Annotated in this window: 18 protein-coding genes; 6 read left to right on the forward strand and 12 right to left on the reverse strand. The window is 34.9% G+C overall.

Annotation, left to right across the window (positions count from 1 at the left end):
* Nucleotides 1-146: 146 nt before the first annotated feature.
* Nucleotides 147-2,807 carry a CBM96 family carbohydrate-binding protein gene (locus KMW28_RS28745; RefSeq protein ID WP_169665998.1) on the reverse strand — a complete coding sequence of 887 codons (2,661 nt, stop codon included), beginning with the start codon at nt 2,805-2,807 and terminating at the stop codon, nt 147-149.
* 237 nt (nt 2,808-3,044) lie between these two features.
* Nucleotides 3,045-4,079 (reverse strand): LacI family DNA-binding transcriptional regulator, encoded by a 1,035-nt coding sequence (locus KMW28_RS19175; RefSeq protein WP_169665996.1) that lies wholly within the window; start codon nt 4,077-4,079, stop codon nt 3,045-3,047.
* Between the two features lie 434 nt (nt 4,080-4,513).
* Here KMW28_RS19175 and kduI point away from each other — a divergent pair, with 434 nt between their 5' ends.
* The 4 genes from kduI to KMW28_RS19195 all read left to right on the forward strand — a co-directional run bounded on the left by kduI (nt 4,514) and on the right by KMW28_RS19195 (nt 9,025).
* Nucleotides 4,514-5,350 (forward strand): 5-dehydro-4-deoxy-D-glucuronate isomerase, encoded by an 837-nt coding sequence (gene kduI, locus KMW28_RS19180; RefSeq protein ID WP_169665995.1) that lies wholly within the window; start codon nt 4,514-4,516, stop codon nt 5,348-5,350.
* Nucleotides 5,351-5,521: 171 nt separating this feature from the next.
* On the forward strand, nt 5,522-6,310 hold the full coding sequence (locus tag KMW28_RS19185) for a gluconate 5-dehydrogenase (RefSeq protein ID WP_169665994.1): 789 nt from the start codon (nt 5,522-5,524) through the stop codon (nt 6,308-6,310).
* Nucleotides 6,311-6,449: 139 nt separating this feature from the next.
* Nucleotides 6,450-7,787, forward strand: a complete 1,338-nt coding sequence (locus tag KMW28_RS19190; RefSeq protein WP_169665993.1) for an MFS transporter — start codon at nt 6,450-6,452, stop codon at nt 7,785-7,787.
* 35 nt (nt 7,788-7,822) lie between these two features.
* The gene (locus KMW28_RS19195) at nt 7,823-9,025 is read left to right on the forward strand and encodes a DUF4861 domain-containing protein (protein ID WP_205958222.1); all 1,203 of its coding nucleotides are present in this window, start codon (nt 7,823-7,825) and stop codon (nt 9,023-9,025) included.
* 180 nt (nt 9,026-9,205) lie between these two features.
* Here the strand turns inward: KMW28_RS19195 and KMW28_RS19200 are convergent, their stop codons facing one another.
* From KMW28_RS19200 to KMW28_RS19210, 3 genes are all read right to left on the reverse strand, one after another.
* Complete coding sequence (locus tag KMW28_RS19200; RefSeq protein ID WP_169665992.1) at nt 9,206-9,541, reverse strand: hypothetical protein; 336 nt, start codon at nt 9,539-9,541, stop codon at nt 9,206-9,208.
* Nucleotides 9,542-9,755: 214 nt separating this feature from the next.
* On the reverse strand, nt 9,756-10,172 hold the full coding sequence (locus KMW28_RS19205; protein WP_169665991.1) for a GNAT family N-acetyltransferase: 417 nt from the start codon (nt 10,170-10,172) through the stop codon (nt 9,756-9,758).
* A 66-nt stretch (nt 10,173-10,238) separates the two neighbouring features.
* The gene (locus KMW28_RS19210) at nt 10,239-10,910 is read right to left on the reverse strand and encodes a large conductance mechanosensitive channel protein MscL (protein WP_066211825.1); all 672 of its coding nucleotides are present in this window, start codon (nt 10,908-10,910) and stop codon (nt 10,239-10,241) included.
* Nucleotides 10,911-11,011: 101 nt separating this feature from the next.
* Between KMW28_RS19210 and KMW28_RS19215 the strand changes: the two genes are divergently transcribed.
* A complete protein-coding gene (locus KMW28_RS19215; RefSeq protein WP_066211824.1) occupies nt 11,012-11,512 on the forward strand; it encodes a DUF4112 domain-containing protein in 501 nt (166 codons plus the stop codon).
* On the opposite strand, the gene KMW28_RS19220 is transcribed toward KMW28_RS19215, so the two are convergent.
* The 3 genes from KMW28_RS19220 to miaB form a co-directional block, all read right to left on the reverse strand.
* The gene (locus KMW28_RS19220; RefSeq protein WP_066211822.1) at nt 11,509-12,132 is read right to left on the reverse strand and encodes an RloB family protein; all 624 of its coding nucleotides are present in this window, start codon (nt 12,130-12,132) and stop codon (nt 11,509-11,511) included. The genes KMW28_RS19215 and KMW28_RS19220 overlap by 4 nt on opposite strands.
* Nucleotides 12,122-13,408, reverse strand: coding sequence for an AAA family ATPase (locus tag KMW28_RS19225; protein ID WP_084005946.1), 1,287 nt, complete (start codon nt 13,406-13,408; stop codon nt 12,122-12,124). Before KMW28_RS19225 ends, KMW28_RS19220 begins: the two co-directional genes overlap by 11 nt.
* A gap of 119 nt (nt 13,409-13,527) precedes the next feature.
* Nucleotides 13,528-15,000, reverse strand: coding sequence for a tRNA (N6-isopentenyl adenosine(37)-C2)-methylthiotransferase MiaB (gene miaB, locus KMW28_RS19230; RefSeq protein WP_066211818.1), 1,473 nt, complete (start codon nt 14,998-15,000; stop codon nt 13,528-13,530).
* 561 nt (nt 15,001-15,561) lie between these two features.
* Here miaB and KMW28_RS19235 point away from each other — a divergent pair.
* Complete coding sequence (locus KMW28_RS19235; RefSeq protein ID WP_215585766.1) at nt 15,562-18,048, forward strand: DUF5916 domain-containing protein; 2,487 nt, start codon at nt 15,562-15,564, stop codon at nt 18,046-18,048.
* Nucleotides 18,049-18,105: 57 nt separating this feature from the next.
* On the opposite strand, the gene KMW28_RS19240 is transcribed toward KMW28_RS19235, so the two are convergent.
* The 4 genes from KMW28_RS19240 to KMW28_RS19255 form a co-directional block, all read right to left on the reverse strand.
* Nucleotides 18,106-19,479, reverse strand: coding sequence for a sulfatase family protein (locus KMW28_RS19240; protein WP_169665988.1), 1,374 nt, complete (start codon nt 19,477-19,479; stop codon nt 18,106-18,108).
* Nucleotides 19,480-19,491: 12 nt separating this feature from the next.
* Nucleotides 19,492-20,922: an agarase gene (locus KMW28_RS19245; RefSeq protein WP_169665985.1), complete on the reverse strand. Its 1,431-nt coding sequence runs from the start codon at nt 20,920-20,922 to the stop codon at nt 19,492-19,494.
* Between the two features lie 10 nt (nt 20,923-20,932).
* Nucleotides 20,933-23,521 carry a glycoside hydrolase family 2 TIM barrel-domain containing protein gene (locus KMW28_RS19250; RefSeq protein WP_169665983.1) on the reverse strand — a complete coding sequence of 863 codons (2,589 nt, stop codon included), beginning with the start codon at nt 23,519-23,521 and terminating at the stop codon, nt 20,933-20,935.
* 194 nt (nt 23,522-23,715) lie between these two features.
* Nucleotides 23,716-25,146 (reverse strand): alkaline phosphatase D family protein, encoded by a 1,431-nt coding sequence (locus tag KMW28_RS19255; RefSeq protein ID WP_169665981.1) that lies wholly within the window; start codon nt 25,144-25,146, stop codon nt 23,716-23,718.
* Nucleotides 25,147-25,158 lie beyond the last annotated feature (12 nt).

Here is a 25,158-nt window from a genome sequence, read left to right on the forward strand (position 1 = left end):
AAGAACGAATTAAAAGTCAAATAATCCAACGAATAAATAACATAGTACATTTTATTATTCCTTTTACAAACAAATAGAAGATGAGGAATAACTAACAGCAGTTACTCCATCACCTTCTTAAAAAGTAATTTTGATTTTAGCTTCTTTTATTTCTTTATTAATTTTTTCACTTGATTACCAGATCTTACAATATAAAATCCAGGAGACAATTCAGATACGTCAATACTTTTTGATGTCGTTTCTATCAATTTCTCTCCTTGGATATTAAAAATAAGAATTGGCTCTACTGTACCCACTATTTTCAAGATCGACGAAGAAATAGGGTTAGGATAGATATTCATCAACTCCTCTTCCAAATCTCCATTTAAAGAAATCGAAGAATTTAGCTGACGTGTATTGCTTGCGTCATCATTAATTAAGATAACGGCTGCATTATTACCCGATTCTTTACTTCTGTATCTAATATCATCTTGAGATGCTCCGGTAATGACCAGCGTTAAATTTCCACCTGCATTCGATTTTACCTGACTAGTAATATCAATATAGAAATACTGATCATCGTCGTTAATGTACCAAGTAGCAATCGTAGAACCATAAGAAGGTTTATTCGACCAAGTGATATTAGATTCTGACCAAGAGTTAGAATTACCAACATGCAAACTGTTGTTCACTCCTCTACCTGAATAAGGATATACTCTCAATTTTGCCACATTAATTGAAGAGGAAGAAAGACCCGATAGATTAAATTTCAAGTATCCTTCCTGATCTTCGCTAGAGATTTTTTCTGTACGCACCGATGTTGCCGACCCGTAATTATTATTTGGTTTGTCCTCTCTAACATAAGCATCATCAGTAACAGTGATTGTGCTTCCTCCTCCAGAAGATGATCCCGCAGATTGAGCTACTGAAATTGTTTTCGACTGACAGCCATTCACTACTACAGATCCATTTCTAGCAGAGGAAGAAGAATTTGCACTCACACTTACCGTAATTACATTTCCACTAATTGATGTTGATATCCAGCTTTGAGATGAACTTGCTGTAAAGCTTTCTGTTGATGTCACGTTGACCGTATTATTTCCGGCTGCATCAGAAAAACTCAAACTACTTGATGATACACTCAGAGAACAAGTTGTAGCAGTACCTGATTGAGTTACCGAAATAGTTTTTGTTTCACAACCACTTACTGTTACTGTACCCGATCTTTCTGTTGAACCTGTGTTTTCAGTTACATTAATTACTACGTTATCCCCACTTTTTGATGCCGTAATCCAAGATTGATTATCACTTACTGAGAACGTCTCAGAAGTAGTCACTGCAATATTAACAGATCCCGCACTTTCGGTAAAAGACACTGTACTCGAATTCAATTCCAATGTACAAACAGGTCCGCTTCCCGTTGTTTGATCAATAGTTACATAAGTATCTAAACAGCCATTGATATTTACACGACCAGATCGGGTATTACCACTTGAGTTTGCATTATAAGTCACTGTTATCGTATTTCCACTTCTTGAAGCAGTCATCCAACTTTGATCAGTACTTACCGTAAAACCTTCTTCTGTAATGATCTCGAAAGTAAAACTTCCACTTTCCCCAGCTACTTCATATCCTCTTTCTGGAGTAGCGATATGACAAGAGGATCCCTTTGCTCCTGTTCCATTTTTAATCACCGAAGGTTCAAAATCATTTACTCTGCTATTATAATAATTACCACTCGATGGAATACGCGTGTTGTTCCAAGCATAAATATCTTCCGATCCATTGTTGGCCACCGCCACTTCGACACCACTAGAACTTAGTTCAAAAGTATTTCCATAAATGTAGTTATCGTGTGCTGTATATTGTTGAGCAACACCGGCACTTTGTCTTGGTACAATCATAATCGACTGATCAATGGTACCGTTACCATCTTGATAAAAAGTATTATTTCGAATTTTGGTGTACGTACCTTTAATATCTAAATGACTATCGGCAAAGTTGGAACCTGAAATACCAGTACCTCTAATAATACAATTTTCGACAATCGTGTTCTCAGAGCCCTCTTTAATCTCAACAGGTTCAGCCGTTATATTTGGTCCAAAAGTACTGTTTTTTACCAATGTGTTGTGGCAAGCTCTTCTGTAACGTTTTCCTTTTTCACCTGTATCCGAGCCATTACCTTCCCACCATACAGAATTGTCAGATCCAATGTAGATGCCTTCGCCAAACCCATCGTTTTTCTTTCCAACATCATGAATAAAAATGTTATCCACAACGCAGTCGTGAGAATGGTCTCGGATATGCAAACCTTCTTGCCCGATATCATAAATTTCCACATTTTGAATCAGTGAATTGCTAGAGTTATCCAAGATTAAACCTTTGGCTCCCGTACGAATTTTTAAATCTTTAATCGTCCAGTTACTTCCGGTAACATGTAAAACATAGCCATCAGCATTCCAATCGGCTCCGGCTAAAACGGCTGGATTAGAAGGATTACTACTTCTTAGCGTAATGTTATTCTGTGTCCCTCTAAAATAGGCGGTTCGGGAAGCGATATCGCTATCAATTCCAGAGTAATAACTAGCCAAAGGATAGTAATAAGTGGAGGCGGTGGTGGTATAGGTGCCACTAGCCAAAACGATTTCATCTCCCGGAGATGCATTTTTTAAAGCATCAATGAGTTGTTGAGAGTTACTCACGTTGATAGTTGCTGCTTGTACATTCATACTGATGCTACATAGGAATGTAATTAGTAGATAAGGTAGTTGTCGTGTAGCAAATGATAAGAACGAATCGAATTGACGTTCTAAGTTAGTTTTAAACATTGTGTTGTAACGTTTAGGTGTAATAATTCATTTAATACATTGCTGATTGTTCCAAGACTTACTGGAGGTTTAAATACTTGATTATTAAACCAACAATGGCCTTACTTATTTCATTTCATTAAGTGTAAAAATGACAAATAAGTGTTTAAATGTAGAAGCAACTAAAAAAATGAGTGTCCCAAAAAGGGGGTAAAATCGTACAAACAGCCTAAACGTATGCAATAACACGGTTTTTTATCACTTATTTCTTTGTGATGAAGTGCGAATAATTAAATGACTTTCTAAAACTGCAGTTTCAGAAGCTAACAAACTTTTGTCTTTTTCTTCAATATGATTGATCATTTTCTTCGCCGCCAACTTACCTATTTCCATGGCAGGTTGATGAACTGTTGTTATAGGAGGGCTCACTAGTTTCGAAATGGGTTCGTTACTAAAACCAGCAACAATAACATCTTCTGGAATTCTAAAACCTCTTTCTTGTAAGGCTTTTTGAGAACCGATAGCAGCCATATCATTCATACCGAACACGGCATCAAATTCTACATTTTCATCCAACCATTTATTGATGGCTGTATATGCGTCATCCACATCTAATTTTATTTGCTGCAGAATTAATCGACTCTCGGTATTCCATCCCGATTGTTGGAACGCATCGTAAATTCCTTTTACCCTATTTTCATAAATACTTACAGAAGTATCTCCTGTTAGTACTGCTAGCTTATTTATATTTTGAGAAAGGAGATGAAGGGTCAACTCCTTAGAAGTTGCTCTATCGTTGGTAATGACTCTTGTTGTATTGATCTCATCAATATATCTATCGAAGAAAAAGATGGGCACATTTCTATCCATTGCCTTTTGAATATGTTGCACCGTAGTGGTCTTTATTGCAGGCGAGATTAAAATACCATCCACTCTACTGGATAATAATGTATTGATGTTTTTAGCTTCTAACTGTTCTGAATCTTTCGATTGACAAATAATGACATTGTATCCTGCTTTATGTGCCTCTTCTTCTATACCACTAATGGCAGTAGAGAAAAAATGTTTTGTGATATGAGGAACAATAATACCAATGGTATTCGATTTTTGTGTTCTAAGATTAGAAGCCAAAGAGTTGTACTGATAATGCATTTCTTTGGCCTTATCGTGTACTAACTTTTTAGTCTTAGCGGATACTCTAGGGTTGTCGTTCAATGCTCTAGAAACAGTAGAACTATTGATATTCAACGCCTTTGCAATATCATGTATGGTCACCGATTTTTTTAACTCCATGAATACAGGTAGTCTATTTTAAAGTCTAATTGCTTTACAAACTTAATCATAAGATGATAATGAAAAATAACTTTCAGTAAAATCTAATGAAGAATATAGGATATCATTAAAAGCCTAATCCTCTATTTGATATCAAATTATTTGTATGAATACTGAATACGAATATGGTAGTTTATATCAAAAAATACAATCGATTGCATTTTTTATTGCATAAATTTGGAATTGTAAATCAATTATTTGTAATATTACAACATCAAAACAGCCATATCGATGGCTTTTAATTAAAAATTAAGTGCAATCGATTGTATTTATATGAAATCAAATTCATTATTTATACATCGACACTTTGTATTTTGCCCTCATTCAAACCATAAACTATGGTTTTTTTAAATACAAATTGTGCAATCGATTGTATTTTATCAAAAGTATGTAAGATGAAACACGAAAGCAGATATTCAGTTCATCCAGCGGATGCAAAAAAGTATGACACTCAACAATTAAGAGAGCAATTTTTAATCGAGAAGATATTTGAGGACGAAGAAATTTGTCTGACGTATTCTCATGAGGATAGATACATTACAGGGGGTGCTAAACCCGTTTACAATACATTAGAACTTCAGCCTATTGATCCGTTAAAAGCAGATTATTTCTTAGAAAGAAGAGAATTAGGTATTGTCAATGTAGGTGGAAAAGGTATCGTAATGGCCGATGGAGATACATATACTTTAGACTTTAAAGAAGCTTTATACTTAGGTCGAGGTGTTAAGAATGTCACTTTTAAAAGTATCGATTCATCTGCTCCTGCTGCTTTCTATTTAAACTCTACTCCTGCTCACAAAACGTTCCCTACAAAGAAAGTAACAAGCGAAGAAGCAGAAAGAGTAGAATTAGGTTCTCCAGAAACTTCCAACCATAGAATTATCAACAAGCTGTTAGTTAACTCAGTGGTGGACACTTGTCAGTTACAAATGGGTATGACGGAGTTAAAATCGGGTAGTGTTTGGAACACTATGCCTGGTCATGTTCACGACAGAAGAATGGAAGTGTATTTCTATTTTGAGTTGCCAGAAGATCAAGCGATTTGTCACTTTATGGGACAGAAAGAGGAATCTAGACACATTTGGATGCACAACCATCAAGCAGTGATTTCTCCGGTATGGTCAATGCACTCTGGAGCAGGTACAAGTAGCTATACTTTCATTTGGGGTATGGCAGGTGAGAACTTGGATTATGATGACATGGACAAGATTGCCATCACAGATTTAAGATAACCAACTAAAAATTATATATCGAATATTATCAAGTATTCTATTAACTGAAGTGAAGAAGGCCACAACAACTTTTCTAAACTAACTAACAAACAAAACTTTGAACAATGGACAGGATATAAGGTTCGTTGTGGCTTCTTTCAATTTATTTCAAACCAATAATTATAACATAGTATGATACAATCATTTAATCTTGAAGGAAAAGTAGCTCTAGTTACGGGAGGAACACACGGGTTAGGAATGGCGATAGCAACAGGTTTAGCAAAGGCCGGTGCACAAATCGTGATTAACGATGTATTTGAAGATAAATTAGCAAATGCTGTAGAAGAATATAAAAGCAACGGCATCGAAGTAAAACCTTACACTTTTGATGTTACCAAAGAAGAACAAGTAAAAGCAGCTATTGCTTCCATAGAACTTGAAGTTGGAGGCATTGATATTTTAGTGAATAACGCTGGTATTATTAAAAGAACTCCGGCACTAGAAATGAATGTTGCAGACTTCAGACAAGTAATTAATATTGACCTGATAGGTCCATTCATTATGTCAAAATATGTGGCTCAAGGCATGGTTAAAAGAGGAAGTGGAAAGATCATCAACATGTGTTCGATGATGAGTGAGTTGGGCAGAAATAGTGTGAGTGCCTATGCTTCTGCAAAAGGTGGGTTAAAAATGCTTACGAGAAACTTGGCGACAGAATGGGCGAAATACAATATTCAGGTGAATGGAATTGGACCAGGTTATTTTGCAACTTCACAAACAGAACCTATCCGTGTTGACGGACATCCTTTTAACGAATTTATTATTAACCGTACTCCTGCAGGAAAATGGGGAGATCCATCTGATTTAGCAGGAGCAGCAGTATTCCTTTCCTCACAAGCATCCGATTTTGTTAACGGACAAGTGATTTATGTGGATGGTGGCATATTAGCGACTATCGGCAAACCTCACGGGGAAGAATAATTTTTTTGAAGTAAAACAAAAGAATTTCTACCCCATCTCAACTATTGAGAAAGCAACTCAATTATGATAGCCACAGAGGGAGTATGTCTTTAAATAAGATAACTCTCTCTGCTATAACAACACAACACTTACTATTACAATGAATACTGAACAAGAACTAATTGTTGATAGCGAACATAAAGAAGGTTCTGCCAAAACAACAGGAAAATATAGATACCGAATTCTTGCACTACTTTTTATGGCCACAACCATAAACTATATGGACAGGAGTATTATTGGTGTACTAGCTCCAACTTTGGAAAAACTATTCCTTTGGTCTAAATCAGATTATGCTACCATTAATATTGCATTTAAGATTGCCTATGCAGTCGGTATGATTTCAATGGGAGGTATTATCGATAAATTTGGCACTAGAATCGGTTATACACTTTCTATTGCTATTTGGAGTACGTTCGGGATGCTTCATGCTGCATTAAGACCCGCTTTTGGTATTGTAGGATTTATCGCTGCTCGATTTGGTTTGGGTATTGGTGAATCGGGTAACTTCCCTGCCGCCGTAAAAACTGTTGCCGAATGGTTTCCTAAAAAAGACAGAGCGTTCGCTACAGGTATTTTTAACGCAGGTTCGAATGTAGGAGCAATTCTAGCCCCTCTTGTAGTAACAGCTATTGTATTAGATGATGGTACAAATTGGCAATATGCCTTTTTAGTAACAGGTGCACTAAGTGCTATTTGGGTTTTCTTATGGCTAAATACTTATAAAAAACCAGAAAAGCACCCTAAAGTAAGTTCAGAAGAATTGGAGTACATTCAACAGGATGATGCAACAATGAATGAAGCGGAAAAAGCGGTGAAGAAATTACCATGGAAAAAATTAATTGGTCTTAAACAAACATGGGCCTTCTCTATTGGTAAAATGACGGACGGAGTATGGTATTTCTTCATGTTCTGGTCAGGAATGTTCTTTTCTGATAAGTTCGGGGTTTCTATTAAAGAATTAGGGGCTGCATTAGTGATTGTCTATGTAGTGGCCGACCTTGGAAGTATTGGAGGCGGTTATCTATCACGCTATTTTATTGATAAAGGATGGACACTTAACAAGGCTAGAAAGATATCATTATTAATATGTGCATTGTGTATTTTACCTGTGGTTTTTGCAACAACTACAGAAAATCAATGGTTGGCAGCCTGCCTGATAGCATTAGCTTCTGGAGGACATCAAGCATGGTCTGCTAACCTCTTCTCGGTGGTTTCCGACACTATGCCTAAAGAAGCCACTGCCTCTGTAGTAGGTTTTGGCGGCATGATTGGAGCCATTACAGGTATGACCATCGATTTTATTCTCGGACTTACATTAGACGGTTCCGGATCGGGAGCCTACTTCTGGATGTTCTTAATCGCCGGTTGTTCTTACCTTATAATTTTAGGTATCATTCATTTGATTTTACCTAAATTGGAAATGGCTAAAATCAAATAATTTTTTAATACTATATACCAATTGATTATCTGAAAATGGAAAATAAAAACATCAACTTCTTACTCATCGGAATGCTCTTCTTATTTCAACTTACAGGATGTGATAAGAAGGAAGATATCAGTATAACTATCAAAAACTCTTTAAATATTGATCGGTTAGAAACCATTGAATTAGAAGCCTCTGATTTTAAAGAATTAATTGATGTTTATGGTGATGATCAGTTGGTAATCGTCAATAAAAAAACACAGGAATTACTCCTTAATCAGTGGATAGATCTTGATGGTGATGGAAAGAATGATCAATGGATTTTCCAAACGAAAATAGCAGCCAATGCTTCTTTAGAATTTGTGGTTCGCCCTCTTAAAGATGAAGAAAATCAACCAACGTCTTCCATCACCACTTACTCTAGATTCGTACCAGAAAGAACCGACGATTATACTTGGGAAAACGACCGTGTAGCTTTCAGAACTTTTGGGCCTGATGCACAACAAAGAACAGAGAATAATCTTAAAGGAGGTACACTTACAAGCGGAATTGATGCATGGTTGAAAAGAGTGGAATATCCTATCATCAATAAATGGTATAAAAACAATTTAGAGAAGCCTGGCGCTTATCATAAAGATTCGGGAGAAGGTTACGATCCCTATCATGTTGGACCAAGTAGAGGTGTAGGAGGAATTGGTTTTTGGGTAAATGATTCTCTGTATACATCAAAGAATTTTTCAGCATATAAAACCATTGCAGAAGGGCCAATTCGTACTGTATTTCAATTGGATTATCAACCTTGGGATGTTGATGGAAAGAGTATTTCAGAAACCAAAATTATCAGTTTGGATTTGGGGAGTAATCTAACCCATTTCAATTCTTCTTTTAAAGTAGATGACAACGATATCCCAGCAGCAGGCATTGGTTTAACTTTACACAATAAGAAAGGAAAATCATTTATCAATACTCAAAAAGGCGTATTTAGTTACATAGAAGACATTGATGATGAAATGTTAGGAGTAGGTATAGTCATCTCTCCTCAATCCATCGAAAAAGCTTTTGATAATAAAAAAGAGTACAAAGATGGCAGTCACCTTCTTGTGGTTACAAAGGCTGAGAAAACAGTAGATTATTATGCAGGTTTTGGTTGGGGTAGAAGTAAACAATTCAACTCAGCAGAAGAGTGGAACTCCTACCTAGAGACTTTTGCTAAAAGAATTCAAAATCCCTTAGAAATTGAAATTTATAAATAGTAGACTAATGTGAAAGTCAACGAACACTAACAAACACTTCAATTACATGTGATTCATCAATTATTTAATTGGCGATACTATTAATTTTTTTGATGGATAATTGTAAATCATTTTCAAAATTAAAAGCTCAGCAGATTAATTTCTACTGAGCTTTTTTTAAAGTTTTTGATATTCACATCATTATTGGAAAATCAAATGCAATTTTCCGTTGATAATCGAACTATTAAATAACACATTTTGCAATTTTGCTTTCCCTCCTATCAGTTTTGCTTTGAGGTTGATATTGGTTTTCGTTGCAAACAATTGATGATAAACTTCTGTCATATCAATTAAAGGGAATAAATCGTGAAGTGTAAATTTTCTTCTGAAATGATAATCGTATGTTATAACAAAATTCGAATTCATTTCAATCACTTCTAGTGTTTCCACATCAAAGGAGATGTGCGGTAACGTTTGGTAATAGTTCTTGTAAATCTTTGTTGCTTTTGGGTAGTCAATAGAATTCGTAAGGCTCATAGTTAATGGTAACTTTTTGTTAAAGTAGATAAGTAATAATGTTAAACGAAAATAGTCAATTGGTTCATTCAAATACATATTTTGTTGAAGATTGCTAAAAAAGTAATATAAACTTCTTTGTATTTTCTAATTTATTGAATGGCTTAAGGTCATAATAAAAAACGGCTTCATAGATTTATACATCTACAAAGCCGTCATTTTTTAAAGTAATTACTTAGTATAACTTCTTTTCCATTCTCACAAACAAGATCCCTTTACGAATAAACGAAGTGTCTGTTTGTTTTAATCCTTCTCTTTCATACAATATTGTGGCCGAAGCTCGAGCATTACACCAAAGTAGTTTTGCTCCTCTACCTTTTGCGATATCAATTACTTTTTCTAAAAGCATTGCTCCGTATCCCTTTCCTTGTTCTTCTATTAATGTGGCGAATTTTCTGAACTGTACATTCTTGTCTTCGTCCATGAATAAAGAAATCACTGAAGTTAATTGATCACCGACAAATAAACCTAAGTGTTGTCCTTTGTCATCATCAGGGATTTTCACATACGACAAAGGTTCATTAGGCCACATTACTTTATGTCGAATGGCCCAAGTTTGAGCCGCATTTATTTCTTTTATTTCAACATTCATACTTCAAAAAAAGCGACTAAAAAGCCGCTTTACAAATTCTTTAATATTTTTCACAAAATAGTGAATTTAGAAAGCAAATTCTATTCTAAGTACCCAAGGTGAATTGTAATAAGAGGTATCACTGTCCCAAGATAAATCATACAACGCAATAATGTTCGCAGCTCCTCTTTCTCCTAGTCTTTGAGAAACACCACCACCAATTAAGAATTGATCTTGCCATTGTCTTTCAGTATATAAAGTATTGCTTCGTGCATCGTAACTTTCTATTCTTTCATAACTAAAGCCATAATATTCTACCTGAGGAAAAATAGTTAATCCATTACTAACATCAATTAAATATCTTGCAAATGGACGAATACCATAATTATGAGTCTCATAGTTAGTACCATAAACAGGGAAGTCTTTTTGTCTGTAATATTCATATACTAATCCCATACCTACATGAAAATTTTCTGTAGCTTTAAAACCAACCATTGGTGATACCAAGATTCTTGTGTAGCGGTTAGAAAATCCTAATCCAAGGCCACCACCAAAAAACATACGATCTCTTAGAGATCCTCCATTATTATTTTGTTGTTTTAAAGCATCTACTTCTTGTTGAGTGGGTTCTTTCAATTGCTTTTGATCTTCCTCTTTCTTTTCTCCAGAGTCGTCTACATAGTTATAGGTCTGAGCAGAAACAGCAATAGAACAAAATAATGCAAAAAATAAAGCAATTGCTTTCATTAAATTTTTCATCTTAGGCGTATATGTTAATTTTATAAGATTCTTGGCTAAGCTTGAACTATAACCATGAACTATTATACAAATTAAGAAAAAAATAACAGTATATAAATATAATGATCGATCAATCTAAGGATTATTCTAATGATCCCTCTTACAAGACACTAAAAAGAATTAGCGGTATTATGGATGAGGCTATCAAAATACCTGGAACACGGTTTACTGTGGGTGCAGATGCACTTATTGGATTTGTTCCTGTTGTAGGTGATACGGTCTCTGTAGCCATCTCAGGAATTGCCTTATTTACCGTTGCTAGGAACGGTTTACCCTACCGTTTAATTATGGCAATGGCATTTAATTTATTGATTGATTATTTGATTGGATTAGTACCTGCATTAGGGGATGTTTTGGATATTTTTTATAGAGCAAACCGAAACAATTTGAAACTTATTGAGGGATACTATGAGAAAAATCCTCAGGCGATAAATCAAGTCAATAAAAGTTCAACAGGTTTGATCGTTTTTACCGCTTTCATCTTTTTGATATTGACGGCAATAATTGTAACGATTGGCTACTTTGTGAAAAGCATTATTTGGCAAACGTTTGGTTGGAGCTAAAGATCCAACAAATATTCCACAAGAACATAAACGTTCGTATAAGGTTCTCTTTCATGAAATTTTAGATGAGAGAGAACTCCTCTTTCAAATACTTCTTCCATTTTTCTCGCTCTATTTATAGCCAAAGGTGTGGTCTCTTTTAACTGTTGATAGTTCTTCCCGTTCTTATGATACCTCGGCACATAATTCTGTTGAATATGTTTGATGACATTCCCACATTTTAAAAAGTGTTTGTTGACATCAAGGTCTTCGTAATGAAGCAAGAACCATATTTCAAAACATATATTTGATATGATCACTCGGATATCATTTTCCCCTGCCATCAATATCACTTCTTCGATATGTTTGTGGTAATCTCGATCAAAAACCAGCCATATGGTTTCATAAGGATTTCCTTTGGTAAGTGCTCTTTTCTTTTTGATAATGGCTTCTCTCACCAATCCTAATGGAGAATGACTTTTTGGTTGATATACTTCTACATCAACAGCCGTTAAATACCGTTTTTTTGAGGCATCCTGCTTTAAACTATTAAAATAGTTTGGCTCTGTTTTCGCTCCCTCGCAGAGGATCAAAACTCTTTGCCTTAATGCTCTGGTTTTATCTCTTCTCCTATTCCTCATTATCACCTCCTACATTAAAATCGAAATCCAAACCAAACGGATTAATTGCTGGCGTACCTCCAAATTTTCCGGTTAAATACCATTCCTCCAAAGGCAATTCTTTCTTTAAATTGGGTACATCAGAAACAGATGATATTTCAGTAATCCCTTCCTCTGATCTCTCTGAAATGAAAACCTGATCAAAACGAAATAAGTCGTTATTTAATAAAGAAGCATCATGGGTAGAAAAAATCAACTGAGCCCTTTTTGGATTCGTTCTTGGATTATGAAACAGCTTGATCAATGCTCTTGTTAAGTGAGGATGCATACTCTGATCCAACTCGTCTATAGCCAATGTGTCCCCAGCTTCTAATACTCTTAAAATTAATCCTCCTAAAGCCACTAGTTTTCTTGTGCCTATGGATTCCTCTTTTAAATCAAATAATATGGGTTGATCGTCTTCTGAATCTTCTGAATGATGTATTGTTTTAATCTGAAACCTTCTCCTACCTTCAAATAGTCCCATCATTTCCGAATCTTCCTGAACAACATCAATTCCTTTAATACCGGTATCAGCATTATTGACCAATTGGGTTAAATTATTGAGGAATCTTCCTGTTTCGTCGTTATTAATATGCTTGGCAATACCTTGCAAGAGGGCATCATCGTACACTGATTTATATAAAATATAAGCTCTTAAATGACTTTTAAAAAAGCCCCAAGGTGCTTCTAATTGCTGTAAACCTAATTGGGCACCTTTAGCCAATAGTAACTGATAGGGCATCACATGACGGGCAATCGACTGCTTATCGCCCTTCATTTTTTTACCAAAAACAACAGGCATATTTTCAGTTCTCTCAAACAATTTGACCCTTCTTTGTTTTGGATAGGAATACAATGCTTCTCTTGTGATACTTTCGGCATCCCTAGATAGTTCATATTCGTATTGAACGCCGTCTAAGGCGATAAATCGGATATAAAATTCTGTGGGCAGTTCTCTTGATAATCGATCTAATCTGAAAGGAACATAGGCTTTTGCTCCTTCTCCAATGGCACTATCATGACCTTCCTGAACCATCACAGATAGTGCTTCTAACGCTCTTAATAAATTACTTTTTCCTGATGCATTTGCCCCAAAAACAACTGCTGAAGCTAATGTTTCTGTCTGTGGGTAATTTTTATGCATCAGCAACCTGTTCTCACATGTGTGTTTTCTTACTCTTGAGGAAGGTAATAGCGATAGTACTTGTTCGTTTTTGATTGACCTAAAGTTGGTCACAGAAAATTCGATTAACATATGTCTCTAGGGTTGTTGATATGCTTCATCGAATATACAAAAAATAAAGGGGATTGTTATTGAGTTCACGATATCAACCATGCCCCCAACAACAATCCCCAATAACTCGAGAGTGCTCTTTAGACTAATTCACCTAATAAAGTACCACCCGTACAATCGTGAACTTTCACCATTGCATAAGTGCCAATTTGAGCATCTCCTTTAGGGAAAACGATCACCTTATTGGCTGAGTTTCTACCTTGGAAATGTTCGTTCGAACGTTTAGAATAACCTTCGATCAATACTTTTTGCGTCTGACCAACATTCAGTGCATTACGCTCAGCAGCGTGCTGACGTTGTAATGTTACGACTTCTTGAAGACGACGTTTTTTCACTTCCAATGGAATATCGTCTTCTAGTTTTTTCTCTGCTAAAGTACCCGGACGTTCCGAATAGAAGAACATGTAACTGAAATCGAATTTTACATATTCCATTAACGATAAAGTATCTTGGTGTTCTTCTTCTGTTTCAGAACAGAAACCTGTAATCATATCAGAAGAGACACCACATTCGTCGCCGAATATTTCTCTAATTTTATCGATTCTATTGATGTACCATTCTCTTGTATAGGTACGGTTCATCAAATCCAATACTCTTGTGTTACCCGACTGTACCGGAAGGTGAATAAACTTACAGATGTTTTCATACTTCTTCATTGTATAAAGTACCTCATCTGTAATATCCTTAGGGTGAGATGTCGAGAAACGAACACGTAGATCTGGAGAAACTTGTGCAACCATTTCTAATAGGTTGGCAAAGTTCACTACCTCTTCTATTTCGTCGGTTTTCTCTTTCTTCTCTAATCGAGCTTTATTATTTTCTTCGTCCGACCATTTGTAAGAATCAACATTCTGACCTAACAGTGTTACTTCTTTATATCCTTGATCGAACAATTCTTGTGCTTCTTTTACAATAGAATGCGGATCTCTAGAACGTTCTCTACCTCTAGTAAATGGCACCACGCAGAAAGTACACATGTTGTCGCAACCTCTCATAATAGAGATCATTGCAGTAATACCATTCGAGTTTAGACGTACTGGAGCAATATCAGCGTATGTTTCGTCTCTCGACAAGAATACGTTGACACCTTTATCGCCTTCATCTACATCGCCCACTAACTTTGGAAGGTCACGGTAAGAATCGGGTCCAGCCACGATATCTACCATTTTCTCTTCTTCTAAAAGCTGTGTTTTCAAACGTTCGGCCATACAACCAAGAACACCGATAATCATACCCGGCTTTCTTTTCTTGATTTTATTAAAAACCGTCAGTCTTTTTCTTACCGTTTGTTCTGCTTTTTCACGAATAGAACACGTATTTAAGAAAACAAGATCTGCTTCCTCTACATCCTTTGTGGTACCAAAGTTATTCTCTTGCATTACTGAAGCCACAATCTCCGAATCAGAGAAGTTCATTTGACAACCGTAACTCTCGATGTAAAGTTTTCGCTGACCTTCTTTGGCCGTATCTTCTGTGACTTTTACCTCACAAGAGACCGCTTTTTGATCAATATCATCTCCTACAAGATTGATATCCTTAATTAAATCGCTCATTACTTTAGGAATTTAAGACAGAAGGTTGAGGATTTTCAGTCCTCCTATTTCTGAGCTTAATGATTCATTATTTGTTAAACGAGGACAATTCTTTTGATGCGTTCCGAATCGACATCAAATACTCGCCCTGCCAATAAGTGTTTGACTTGCAAAAGTAATACATCAAATAATAATCGGCAATAATGTTTAGAATTGATTGGTTTTCAAGCGTCTATCAAATAACTACTTCAGCAAGTTTGGCTCATTTATTATAGGTCTAAAATTCACCTAATTAAGGGGTATATTTGTCAATAAATGCGAATTGATGTAACCTTTTGATATGTACATACAATAAATTAGTTAACATTGATTAACGAGGTTGATAATATAGTGTAAATTGAACAATTTGTGTATGCTTAACTATGATCTAAATAAATCGATCAAAGTCAATTATTATGAACCTCGAATTGACTTAAACTACTGAATTTAAACTTTACTAATCACTTGACTTCTATAAATAGAAACATATTATTATTGTGTGCGGTTATACTTCCAAATTTACTTCACGCACAATTACATAGGATGAACCTTCATGCATGGCCTACACATCATGCCCCAAAAGTGGATGGTGTTTTGGATGATGAGGTGTGGAAGGATCCTTTAAATATGACGAATCTGACCGCTAGTTTAAATGGGCATTACTTAAACGATGACGAGTCTAAAAAATATTACTATGAAGGTCATTTTACTCAAAACTGGCCAAATAACAACGAAAAATCGTCTCAAAAAACTAGGGTGCAAGTAGCTTATGATGATTACGCTATTTACATCATGGCACAAATGTATGATACAGCCCCAGATTCTATTCGTACCAATTTAGGTGGACGTGATTCAGGATCGGGTGCTGCAGATTCTTTTATTGTTTCTTTTGATACTTATAACAAACAACAAGACTGTTTTGAGTTTGAAGTGACTGCCTCAGGAGTACAATCTGATAGAATTCGAGGTACCTCTGGTTGGGACGGCAACTGGAATGAAGTATGGTCTTCTGCTGTTCAAAAAAATGAAGAAGGATGGGCATGTGAAATTGCTATTCCTTATAGAGCTTTGAGAATGCCTAATGCTAAAGAACAAGTTTGGGGTATCAACTTTGGACGTGTCATTCGCAGATATAACGAAACTTCTTTTTGGAATAATGTTGATGCTGAAAAACAAGGTTACGTAAATCAGTTTGGCTCTTTAAGAGGATTATATGATATCAAACCTCCATTACGTTTAACGTTATCTCCTTATGTAAGTAATGTTGTAGTGGGTAAGCAAGGTTCTTCTAAAGTAGCCAATACATTTTCTGGTGGAGCCGATCTAAAATTGGGCTTGGGACAAAGCTTTACATTAGATGTTAGTTTAGTTCCTGATTTTTCTCAAGTACAAGCAGATAACGAGGTACTCAACCTTTCTGCTTTTGAAGTTCGATTCGGTGAATTCCGAAACTTCTTCACTCAAGGCACTACGATATTCAACCGTTGGAATCAATTTTACTCAAGAAGGATTGGACAAAACCATAATGCTCCTTCTGATGACCTCCTGAGAGAAAACGAAGAGTACAGATATAAACCTACAGATGCACCTTTGATCAATTCTATCAAATTAACTGGTAGAACTGAAAAAGGCCTTGGGGTTGGTATTCTTAATTCAGTTACCAATTCTACTTTTGGTATTATAGAAGATACATTATCAGGTACAACAAGAACTGTTGATGCCGATCCTGTCACCAACTTTAATATTCTGGCTATCGATCAGAACCTTCCTAATAACTCAACTATTGGTGTTATCAATACAAACGTTTATAGAGGTGAAGGATACAAAAATTCCAATGTCACAACGGCACATACGAATTTATACGATAGAAATAATCGTTTTCAATTTAGAGCTATGGGTGCTTTAAGTCAGGAATTCTTTGCTGATGAAGTGAATGAACAAGGTGTTACTACAGAAAATGCACATACAGTGTTAGGACATCGATTTGATATCGCACATGCTAAAGTTTCTGGTAATTGGAGATATTGGCTATCTACAAATGTGGAGTCAGATACATACAATCCGAATGACTTAGGCTTTAATGGATCGAACAACGCCATTAACTTCCGTGCAAATACCCAATGGAATCAGTTTAAAGCCAGAGGCATTTATCAAAGATTTTGGGGTAGAATAGGTTACGACGAAGATTATTTATACAACCCTCAAGTTTTTACAAAAAGACGTGTTTGGGTAGATGGTGATATGCTTTTCAAGAACTTTTGGAGTGTTTATGCCAACGCCTCAATTACTCCAGGTATGAGTTACGATTACTTTGATCCTAGAGAAGAAGGGTACCGTTTTAAACGTTATCAATCTCATGATGCCGGCGTGACAGTAAGTTCAAACGGTAGTAAAAAATATTCTATCAGTATTAGAGCCTCTGTATGGCAAAGACCAGAGTTTAATCAGCTTGATGATTATTACAGATATGGACAAACATATAGAGTAAATGATAAACTCGATCTGAATCATCAAATTTCTTGGAATAAGCAGAGAAATGAAAAAGGGTATGCCACTACATTAAAAGATGAAAACGATGATGTAGAATCTGTTATTTATGGCGACCGTGAAGTAAAGACTTTAGAAAATAATTTCTGGACTTCTTACATCTTCAACCCTAAAATGTTCTTGACTTTTAGATTGAGACATTACTGGAGAAGAGTAAATTATAACCACTTCTACGACTTATCGAAAGAAGGAGATTTATTCCCTACCGAATACGATGACATCAATGAAGATGGAGAAAAAGAACACGATGCCAACTACAACAACTTTAATGTTGAACTTACTTATAGCTGGGAGTTCTTGCCAGGTAGTTTCGTTACTGCGATGTGGAGAAATCAGTTAGGTCATAATACACACAACTCTCATTATAATTTCAGAGAGAACATCGACGAACTTTGGAAAGAACCTCAAGTAAATACTTTGTCAGTAAGATTAATGTATTTCTTGGATTACCAACAGGTGAAGAAAGGATTAAAGAGAATGTAATTTTATCGCGTAAAATTATATACACAACAGCCTCAGATTTCTCTGAGGCTGTTTTTTTTACTCTACTGGTAACTTTAGATAAAAATTATCATCAGATGATTCAATCCATTCTCTCAAGTATGCCCTATGTCTATTTAATTGTTTAGTATAATTGGCATCTTTTGATAGGTTTTTCAATTCTCCAGGGTCATTTTTGATATCAAATAATTGCTCTCTATTTTCCCCTTTATCAAATATGAAATACTTATAATCTTCTGAAACAACCATTCTACCTATATAAGGAGTTTTATCTTCATTAGTAAAACCTGGCTGAATCATTTCTGAAATAACATAATCTCTATTGATCATTTCATTAGTATCGATCACTTTTGATAAGTCTTTTCCCAATCGATCTTCAGCATCAATTTCTGCTAATGAACAAATAGTAGTATATAGATCTAAACCACTATTTACCAATGTCTTTTTATCTATTATTCCTTTTTTAATTTTCCCTTTCCATGAAATTATAAAAGGGACATTAATAGATTCTTCATAAAATGTCATTTTTTGATTCCACTGATGTGCGGCATGACCGTCTCCATGATCTGCTGTATAGAAGATAATAGTATTATCTAACTTGCCCTCCTTTTCTAGTGTATTCACTAAATTATAAACATGACGATCTACCATTTCTACTAATCGATCATAACCATACATATACTGTCTCCATTCTTTTTCTTTCCAATAGGCAACAGGATGTTTTCTGTACATTTTCATGTCGGTGGAATCTGGACTTCGTCGAACGTAAAAACCTTCAGCTTCATCCTTAGGGATTTCAAAATTATCAGGTAATGGAGGACATTGATCTAAAGGAACATTATGATTCACAGGTTCATCGTGATATTTATCTTTTAGATTTGATATTTTCCTAGCTAACCCACAACAATCGTGAGGATTAAGGTAAGAAGTCACCATAAAAAATGGCTTATTGTGTTTCTTTTTCACAAAGTTCACCGATAAATTTTGAGTTTCTTTATCTCTTCTAGAATCTTTATAAGTATCGAAACCATGCCACTCTTCTGTTGATTTCATTTTAGTAGATGCTACATGCCATTTCCCAAAAAAGGCTGTCTCATACCCATTGTTTTTCATTTTATGACCTATCGATTCATAAGATGTGGTCATTTCAGAACTTTTACTTGGCATTACACCAGTGATCATTGCTGCTCTTGATGCCATACAAACTGGGTAAGCACAGTATCCTCTTGTAAATGTTACTCCATGATCTGCCAATTTATCAATTCCAGGAGTATTTAAATATGGATACCCTGTTTGTGTCATAAATTTCCCAGAATGCTGATCTGTGATAATCACCAAAATATTAGGTTTATCCTGAGCAACTGAAAAAAATGGCAACAGTAATACTATAAATTGAATTATTAATTTCTTCATTTCTTATCAGATTCAAATGTTCGACTCTTGATCAAAAGATTGAATTAAGGCATATACTCTTTCATTCAAATCTTTCATTTTTATCATTAGATCCTGATAAGGTTCATATTTATAATCAATAATTCCTTTATTAGAATCTGTATTTGATAATTCTGCATTTTTCATTGTTGGATCATTATCAATGTATTTAAACCAATGCCAACCCACACAATTCTTGTTTTTCATTAGACCCAAAGTATAATTTTGGTAGAATAGACCTCTATCGTTTTGTGTCTTCACCACCCATCCTGCTCCGGCATTATTAGGCAAACCAGTATCATCTGATTTAGTGTACCACTCTGTAATCATAAAAGGCTTTTGTGTCCACTTTTCCCAATCATTCATTTCCTCTTGTTTTGGTGTCCATCTGTGATAATAATTTACAGAAACGACATCAACATATTTTCCATAAGCTGTCATGAACGACTCGTTATTCTTTTCTGAGGTATATAATCTTATTCCCAAGATCAAATGGTTTGGGTCTACGGCTTTAATTGCATTTGTCACTACTTCCATGTAGGTAGAAATCGTATAGGCTAAGAATTGATCTCTAATTGCATCATCAATTTCTCCTTTTGATATACTATTCTCTTCCAGCCAATTTTTTGCAGCAATATATCCTTCATCACTTGGATCATTTTTAAGATATCCATCTAAAATATTTCGTTTAAATGGCATTTCATTATCAGTAAAATAACCTAAAAGATTATCGTCATTTTTGTATTTTGGTAATTCGTTTTTTACAAACTCAAAACAAAATTCTTCGAACCCTTTGTCAAAAATAAATGGGGCATTGTTCGGGTACCCTAAATGACCAGGAACAGCATAAGTACCTCCTCTTTTTTTGCCATACTTCCCCATTAAACTAAGGTTTACAGTATAGGAAATATGTGTTCCTTTTTCTGAATTGTTCGTTTGGATCGCTTTATAATTAGACCAAGAACCCATTCCATTAAAGCCATTTTGCCATAACAAATCTGCTGTTGCTTCCATCCAATTAGATGTGGTAGCATATAATGTTCTAAATGCTTCCTTATTTCTATCAGATTTTCCTTTATTTATAGAATTAACAGCTTTATGAATATACTTATGGCCTAGCGGATCAATAATCCACCATCTTCCATCAATTTTTTGAGTTCTAAAATAACCTGTAGATTCGAACTTTTGTTCTATTTCTCCTCCGTATTTATCTAACTTTGTTGTCTTTAGTTTATTTAAATCTAAATGATCCAAAGTTTGGGTATCCATTAATTCCCAATCACCTAAATAAGAAGGCTGACCATTTCCAGGATAGATCTTTTTCCTTACTTCTACTTTAAAGGGTTCATCATGTACTTTTTTTTCACAGCTAAAAAGTACATTGATAATTAGCAACCCAATACCCACTTTTAGTAATTGATTCATTTTTTTAGCATTAATAATTTTTATATAATCGAATTGCACTAATCAGTGATTTGTCTTTAATAGACTTACAGTTAATTATTATTCCTTGGCCATCTACCGCCTTTACTTGGAATTTCTTGATTACAGCTCTCGCCCCGCCAAATTCTTTCGCTAAATTCAGTTCTTCTTCAACTAACTCATCATTAATTAAAATTGAAAATACGCGCTCATTTATATTTTCTTCGACTTTATCATTACCTAAGTTGTAAGCCAATGCTTCTTTATCTGATTTAGCTAAAAGTTCAGCAAAATGTAATTCTACTGTATAAAACCCATCTTTAACATCAAACTTAAATGCCTCTAAATCCATTCTATTTGTTTGATAGATAGGATCATTCTTAGTTCCATAAATTTCCAAATCAGAAGCTGGCATACTTCCATATTTAGTTTTCACTTTAAATGCCTCTCCACCGATATACCCCCAACTACCTGATGTATATTCTTTTTCTGGAATCCATATTTGATTTAATGTTTTATCATGATAATACCTTGTTGATCCTAGATCTACGTTTATTTCATATAATGGTACATCAGATGATGTAAAGCTCTCGGGAATCATTCTGAACTCTATATCCAACATATCGATTAATAATTCTCCTGACTTTGCAACAATCTGATTATTACCATCTTGGAATGGCACATTAAATGTTGCTTTTCCTAGAGTGACTTTTTGTTCTCCCAACTCTTTCCCATTTACACTTAAAGTCACCTTCTCCTGATTTGAATAAACCACTACAGGTTGCTTGCAGATACCATTTGATTCTTGACCAGAACGAAGAGTCCAAGTTCTGTCCCCAATTTTTAAAAATGGTTCTTTTAAGAAATTCGCTTGATATAAGTAATAAGTATCTTTTGGTGTTCTATCAGTTGTAGTTATCCCTTTGCTATTAATATGAGGTGTTGCATAACCTCTTAGCTCTGAATGGAAATCATTAATATTCCAGATCGCGGCTCCTGCTATAAAATTACGTTCCAATATCGCTGGTAAATAATGTTCATGATACAGGTTTCCATATTCAACAGTGTAATCAAATCGTATCGGATTAAAGCTATGTAAATCAGCATGTACATCAGCACCATACTCTGTTACCATCATCACTTTATCTGGGTAGAGCGCTTGATATTTATCTAAGAATTTTTCAAAACCACTGAATTTACCACCATACCAGCCAGAGTAAAGGTTCCAACCCATAATATCAGGAATAGCACAAATTTCCGCTTCATGATATGCTCCTGAGCCATGATGAGCATTCATTGTATAACGCTCTTCATCCAATTCCTTAACGGTGTTTTCTAATAATTGTGTTAGCTCTTTAACCTTAACTAAGTACTTTTTATGACGCTCTTTGTCTTTTTTGAAAGGTGGTCTTAACAGAATTTCATTCATATATGCCCACATAATCACTGAAGGATGATTTCTATTTTGATGAATCATTTCCTTCACCATATGCACTGAATTATTTGTAAACTCTTCGGTTTCTGTAATAGCATTTACTAGAGGTATTTCTACTGAAGTTAAAATCCCTAATTTATCACACATTTCCATCACCACAGGATCTTGTGGATAATGTGATACTCTTAGGAAGTTTCCTCCCATTTCTTTTAATAACTTGATATCTCTCACATGTAACTCATCTGGAAGCGCATTCCCTAATCCCTCAAAACATTGATGACGATTAGTACCTATCAATTTCAAAGGTTCCCCATTTAATACAAACCCATTCTTTACATCAAAAGAATACCACCTAAAACCAACAGAACTAATAAAAGAGTCTAATTCTTTACCTGACTTTTCATCAATAATAGATAAATGAAGTTGATATAAATTTGGAGTTTCAGTATTCCACAGTAATGGGTTATTAATCTCAAAAGTCTCATCTATTTCTTTATCAGCAGATTTCACCAACTTTTGTTTTTTGGCACTTTGATATACTACTGATTGATTCGGGGCTATTAATTTACACTTTAAAGTTACTGTTTGATTTGTAGTTAAAGTGTTATTAATATGGCCTCTAAACCTTACTGAGGCTTTATCTTTTGTCACATTTGGTGTGTTAATATGAACAGTAGCACCTGCATATTCATCCTTTTTCCAATGAATCTTATTTTTGACTTCTAGAAAAACATCTCTATAAATACCTCCGAAAAATGTAAAGTCAGCTGATAGTGGAGCAATATTTTCATCATAACTATTGTCTACTTTAATGATCATTTTATTCTGCTCACCAAATTTTAAATATTGATGTACATCAAAAATAAATCGAGTATATCCACCTTTGTGTATTCCAACTTCAACATCATTTATAAAAACCGTAGCTACTTGATTCACCCCTTCAAATAACAACGATAAATCCTTGTCCTTATAGTTTAAAGGAATAAAAATTTCTTTTTTGTAGTAACCAATTCCTCTAAAATATCCACTTTCTTCATCCACTGCATCGATGTTATTCCAAGTATGTGGAATATTTACTTTTGTACCATTTACAGAGTGATCATACAAATGGGCAATCCATTCTTTTTCTGTGAAGAATTCCCAGTTCGAATTTATTGATTTCTTCACTGCCCAGCTCGGCTGGATTCCAATAAAAAAAGTACAAATTAATATTATTAGGTTTAATCTCATTTTGATCATACTATTATAAATAAATGATTAAAAGGCTAGTTCTTGAAAGAACAGGGAAGAGAATACCCTCCCCTGTTTCTATTCATTTTCGATAATAATTGTCGTTTTCAGTTAATTGATGAAATAGTTTGCTAAAGCGATTTATATTTTATTACCTCCTTATTGACTTCATTCCCTTTACAGTCAAAGTGAACAAACTCAATAGTAGGAATATTATTTTCTCTGAATACATTTACTGCTACAAAGCCACCTTTTACTCTTAGAAATTTATGTTCTGGGCGTACATCTTCTTGTTTCCAACCTTGAGCATGATTATCTGATGTGGCTCCTTGGCTAAATTCGAGCAGACCTGTTTCTTGATCTTCTGATACATATTGCCAATGTCTATCACCGTTTACAACATAGATTGTATTTTCTCCCAAAAACTTTCTTAACCATTCACCTTCTGTTTTAAACGAAGCATTCGCATGGTTATCCGTTTTACCCTTCACTCTATCTGGGCCTACAATTGGAGTAGGAGAAAGCAATACCTTAAAAGTAGCATCAGAATTTTTAACTGTTTCTTTTAACCAAGCGATCTGTTCTTTTCCTAGAATTGTTTTTTCTGGCGAATCAGGTGACTTATTTTCACTTCTAAACTCTCGGCCTTCAATAAGCCAAATTTGAAGGTCTTGCCCCCACCTAAATGTTCTATACGGTGTACCATAAAGTGGTGCATTTTCTCTCCAAACTTTTAGACCGTCATAGAATGTGAATTCTCCAAGAGGTTTAATTTTAGGTGTAGCATCGTCTTTTAGCATGTCGTGATCATCTTTTTCAAGATACAATGGAACATTTGCATAAAAGTCTCTAATTGATGGCCAACCATTGATTGCTCCCCATTTATGTCTTGCTAGTTCAATGTTATATGACATTGGACCAGGTTTATCGTAATACACAAAATCTCCTGTTTGACAATGAAATTGAGGATTTAGCTTGGCCATCGCATCATATGTATTAAATCCTCTTTCAGGATGATCATAATCCCAAAAATATTGACAAGATGTGGAAGTAAAAGTTACAGGAACTATTTGATGATCCATTGGACTAGTTGTAAAACTTCCTTTAATTGAAGTTTTAGGACTTTTAAAGTTCTTTCTTCCTTCGATAAGAACATCATACTTCGTATTTGGTAACAAACCGCCAATTTGCTGTTTGAAAGTATAATCTTCATAAGAGGAGACATGAGTCCAATCGCCTTTTAATGTATCTTTTTCTGATATTAATGTTATTCTAACTCGACCAAAAGTCCCTGCCACATGACCGTCCATTTTTGAAACTTCCATATCATTATCAAAATCTATTGGGCTGCAAAAAGGTGCTTCTTTTTGTTTATGCTGAATAGGTACTGGAAATTCAGCCTTACAAAGTCTTGTTAGAATTACTACAGAGTTTTGTGTTACTTCACCAATTTTAAATCCATTTGTAAAGTAAACTTTATCCTTGTCTCCTGCAGAAACCGAATATTGCAGGAGAATAAGAATTGTGGTTATAATTAGTTTAAAGCTTAATTTAATTTTCATTTTATTTAAAGT

It is taken from the genome of Flammeovirga yaeyamensis, assembly GCF_018736045.1.
Classification (GTDB): Bacteria; Bacteroidota; Bacteroidia; order Cytophagales; family Flammeovirgaceae; genus Flammeovirga; species Flammeovirga yaeyamensis.